Source organism: Achromobacter sp. (assembly GCF_036567245.1).
In the GTDB taxonomy this organism is placed as follows: domain Bacteria; phylum Pseudomonadota; class Gammaproteobacteria; order Burkholderiales; family Burkholderiaceae_B; genus Achromobacter.
Window position 1 is genome coordinate 1 of record NZ_DATCUY010000715.1, and the last position, 4,625, is coordinate 4,625.

General features: G+C 66.6%; 3 protein-coding genes. 2 read left to right on the forward strand and 1 reads right to left on the reverse strand.

Annotated elements, in window-relative coordinates:
* On the forward strand, positions 1–744 hold a 744-nt coding region (locus VIR09_RS31035; RefSeq protein ID WP_414639479.1), incomplete at its 5' end, for a uracil-DNA glycosylase.
* An 80-nt stretch (positions 745–824) separates the two neighbouring features.
* Here VIR09_RS31035 and lplT read toward each other — a convergent pair.
* A complete protein-coding gene (gene lplT, locus VIR09_RS31040) occupies positions 825–2,138 on the reverse strand; it encodes a lysophospholipid transporter LplT (protein WP_310032986.1) in 1,314 nt (437 codons plus the stop codon).
* 264 nt (positions 2,139–2,402) lie between these two features.
* Here lplT and smc point away from each other — a divergent pair.
* The coding region (gene smc / locus VIR09_RS31045; protein ID WP_332016363.1) for a chromosome segregation protein SMC at positions 2,403–4,625 on the forward strand (2,223 nt) is incomplete at its 3' end.

The following is a 4,625-nucleotide window of genomic DNA, read 5'->3' on the forward strand; positions in this document are numbered from 1 at the left end:
CCGGCTGCCATTGCCGGCGCCACGCCTGTGGCCGAGATCGTCGCGTCCAAGCGGGCGAATGGCCGTCCGGGCATTCCGGCGTCCATCCTGAATCGCACGGGCCCGCCTCCGCGCCCGGAGCCCAAGGCGGCCGAGGACGACGTGGTCGAGGCGCCGCGCATCCCGGTGGCCGAGGCCGTCAAGAACGCGAATCTGGACGAATTGCGTGAACAGGTCGTGGCCTGCACCGCCTGCGGCTTGTGCGACGGGCGGCGCCACGCCGTGTTCGGCCAGGGCGCCACCCCGACCCGCTGGCTGGTCGTGGGCGAAGCCCCGGGCGAGCAAGAAGACCGGCAGGGTCATCCCTTCGTGGGCCGGTCCGGCCAGCTGCTGGACGCGATGTTGGCCGCCGTGGGCATGAGCCGGGAAACCGACGCGTTCATCACGAACGTGATCAAGTGCCGTCCGCCGGGCAACCGCAACCCCAAGCCCGAGGAAATCGCGGCCTGCAGCCCGTACCTGATGCGGCAGATTGCCTTGCTCAAACCCGAGCGCATCCTGGTGCTGGGCCGCTTCGCGGCGCAGACGCTGCTGGGCACGGACGCCACGATCGGCAGCCTGCGGGGCCGTGTTCATTCGTTGAAGACGGACGAAGGCGCCGAGATTCCGGTCATCGTCAGCTACCACCCGGCGTACCTGCTGCGCAGCCCGTCCGAGAAGGCGCGGGCCTGGCAGGACCTGAAGCTGGCGTCCCGCATGGTCTGACGGCGGCTGCCGGTCGCAAACGAAAAACCGGGCCTTGGCCCGGTTTTTCTTTGGGATATCAATCGCTTGGCGGTGATTTCCTAGTGCGTGGAGTCCAGTGCGCGGCCATGGCCTTCCTGGCCGATCTGGTCATGCAGATCGGGATTGGCCAGCATGTTGCGCTTGCTCCAGCGCATGAACACGACCATCAGCACGGCGACGACGGTGCCAAAAATGACGATGATGATGTTGATCGGCAGTTGCAGCCACAGCAGCAGGGTGTACATCGCCACCATCAGCAGGATGTTGAGCTGTTCGTTGAAGTTCTGCACGGCGATGGAATGGCCGGCCGACAGCAGCACATGGCCGCGGTGTTGCAGCAGGGCGTTCATGGGCACCACGAAGAACCCGGCCAGGCCGCCTGTGATCAGCAGCAGCAGGTAGACGCTCCAGGGCGAGTAGACCAGCGGCATCAGCAGCACGACCAGCCCCATGGCGGCGCCCACGGGCAGCACGGCCAGCGCGCGGCGCAGCGGGATGCGTCCCGCCAGGATCGAACCCACCACCGTGCCCAGCGCGGCCACGCCCATCAGCATCGAAGCCTTGTCCAGCTGATAGCCCAGGTGGCTGCGGCCCCATTCGATGACGATCAGCTGGAGGGTTGCGCCGGCGCCCCAGAACAGCGTGGTGACGGCCAGCGAGATCTGACCCAGCTTGTCGCGCCAAAGCACGCGGACATAGCCCCAGAACGTGCGGATCAGCCGTACCGGGTTCTTTTGCTGTGGCGGATAGCGCACGTGGGTGTGCGGAATCATCAGGTTGCACAGCGCCGCCAGCAGGTAGACGAAGGCGATCACGAGGATGGCCGCTTCGGCCGGCGTGTGCACCAGGCTGCCGATGAACGAGTGGCTGAGCAGCGCAGTGGAGACCGAGGAAGAAATCAACAGACCGCCCAGCACCGTGCCAAGAATGATGGAGAAGACCGTCAGGCCTTCGATCCAGCTGTTGCCCTTGACCAGCATGTGGGGCGGCAGCATTTCGGTGACGATGCCGTATTTGGCGGGCGAATATGCGGCGGCGCCGATGCCCACGACGGCGTAGGCGGCACACACCAGATACGTCTGATATTCAGGGGCGACGCCGATGCTGGCGTACGAGAACATCAGCAGACAGCCGGCCACTTTCAAGGCGTTGGTGGAAAACATCACCCGCCCCTTGGGGAAGGAGTCCGCCAGGGCGCCAACAAAGGCGGCCAGCACCACGTAGGCTAGCGCGAAAGACCATTTCATCATGGGCGCCAGCCAGTCGGGGCCATGCAGCTCCTGTATCAAGGCGATGGCTGCGATGAACAGCGCATTGTCCGCCAATGACGAGAAGGCCTGCGCGGCCATGACCAGATAGAAACCACGTTTCAAGAATGTCCCCGTTCTTTGGCCTGAGCCCGGCCGGTCCGCGTGAAAATTATGTGTCGTGCCAAAAAGTGTCAGGGAGTATAGCCGGAGCGTGGGTGCGCGCTATTGAGCGTTTGCCCGTGGGTTGACCGTTGCTAACGTTTAGGGACAGACTGCCTGCGGTATCATACGACCCATATGTGAGCCGGCCCTTGACGGGCCGGTTTGCAATCTGTGCGGCAGGTCCGTTAACGCCTTTCGTTCAACCCACCCCGTCGTCATCGTACTGTGCGTCTTACTCAGCTAAAACTCGCCGGCTTCAAGTCCTTCGTTGATCCCACCGTGATCCCCGTGCCCAGCCAACTGGTCGGCGTGGTGGGTCCCAACGGCTGCGGAAAATCGAACATCATTGACGCAGTACGCTGGGTGCTTGGCGAGGCCAAGGCCTCCGAGCTGCGCGGCGAGTCCATGCAGGACGTCATTTTCAACGGCTCCGGCCACCGCAAGCCGGCCGCCCGGGCGTCGGTGGAAATGGTGTTCGACAACAGCGAAGGGCGCGCCGCCGGCCAATGGAGTACCTACGCCGAAATCGCCGTGCGCCGCGTTCTGACCCGGGACGGCACCAGCAGCTATTTCGTCAATAACCAGCAGGTCCGCCGCCGCGACATCCACGACATCTTCCTGGGCACCGGCCTGGGCGCGCGGGGCTACGCCATCATCGGCCAGGGCATGATCAACCGCCTGATCGAGGCGCGCCCTGAAGAACTGCGGGTATTCCTGGAAGAAGCGGCCGGGGTGTCGCGCTACAAGGAACGCCGCCGCGAGACCGAAAACCGCCTGTCCGACACGCGCGAGAACCTGACCCGCGTCGAAGACATCCTGCGTGAACTGAACAGCCAGCTGGAAAAACTGGAAGCGCAGGCCGAAGTGGCCACGCGCTACCGCGAACTCCAGGCCGACGGCGAAAAGAAGCAGCATGCGTTGTGGTTCCTGAAGGAAACCGGGGCGCGCGAGGAGCGCGCCAAGAAAGTCCAGGAAATGGCGCAGGCCCAGAACGAGCTGGAAGCCGCCATCGCCGGCCTGCGGGCGGGCGAAGCCGCGCTGGAATCCCGGCGCCAGGCCCATTACGCCGCCAGTGACGCGGTCCATGCCGCCCAGGGCGCGCTGTACGAAGCCAACGCCCAGGTCAGCCGCCTGGAGGCCGAGATCCGCCACGTGGTCGATTCCCGCAATCGCCTGCAGTCGCGCCGCGACCAACTGCAGCAGCAGATCGCGGAATGGACCAGCCAGCGCGAACATTGCACGGAGCAGATCGCCCAGGCCGAAGACGACCTGGCCACCGCCGCCACCCGCACCGAAGAGGCGCGCGCCACGGCGGAAGATGCCCAGGCCGGCCTGCCTTCGGTCGAACAGCGCGTGCGCGAGGCCGCATCCGGCCGCGACGAAATGCGTGCCGCGCTGGCCCGCGTCGAGCAGAACCTGGCGCTGGTTGCTCAGACCCAGCGCGACGCCGACCGCCAGATGCAGGTCCTGGAGCAGCGCCGCGAGCGTCTGCAACAGGAACTGCGCGAACTGCACGCCCCGGACCCCGTGCGTCTGGAACAACTGGCCGGCGACCGCCTTGCGGGCGAAGACCAACTGCAAGAAGCCCAGGAAGAACTGGCCACGCTGGAAGGCCGGGTGCCGGAAGCGGACGCCGAGCGCAGTCGCGCCCAGGCCGCCGCCCAGACCGACGCGCAGAATCTGGCGCGCCTGGAAGCCCGCCTGTCGGCGCTGGTGAAATTGCAGGAAGACGTGCAGAAGCAGGGGGCGCTGGAGCCCTGGCTGGCCAAGCACGAGCTCGCCGGTCTGTCGCGCCTGTGGCAGAAGCTGCATGTCGAGCCAGGCTGGGAAACCGCCCTTGAAGCGGCGCTGCGCGAACGCATGGCGTCGATGGAAGTGCGCAACCTGGACTGGGCCCGCGCCTTTGCCGAAGATGCGCCACCGGCTCGCCTGGCGTTCTACCAGCTGCCCGTCGCCGCGCCCGCGCCGGCGGCACCTGCCGGCCTGACGCCGCTGGCCAGCCTGTTGCGCATTACCGATCCCGACCTGCGCACGCTTCTGAACGAGTGGCTGGCCGGTGTCTACACCGCGACCGACGTAACCCAGGCCCTGGCCATGCGGGCATCCTTGCCCGCCGGCGGCGCCTGCGTGGTCAAGGCCGGCCATCTGGTCGACGCGCACAGCGTGCGCTTCTACGCGCCAGACTCCGAGCAGGCCGGCCTCCTGGCCCGCCAGCAGGAAATCGAAAACCTGCAGCGCGAAATCAAAGCCCAGCAACTGATCGCCGACCAGGCGCGCGCCGCGGTCGCACGCGCCGAAGCCGCCTGGCAGCAGGTGTCCCAGGCCATCGCCCCGGCGCGCCAGCGCGTGGCGGAGGTCACCCGCCGGGTGCATGACATCCAGCTGGAGCACTCGCGCCTGCAGCAACAGGCCGAGCAATCCGGCGAGCGCGCCTCGCGCCTGCGCCAG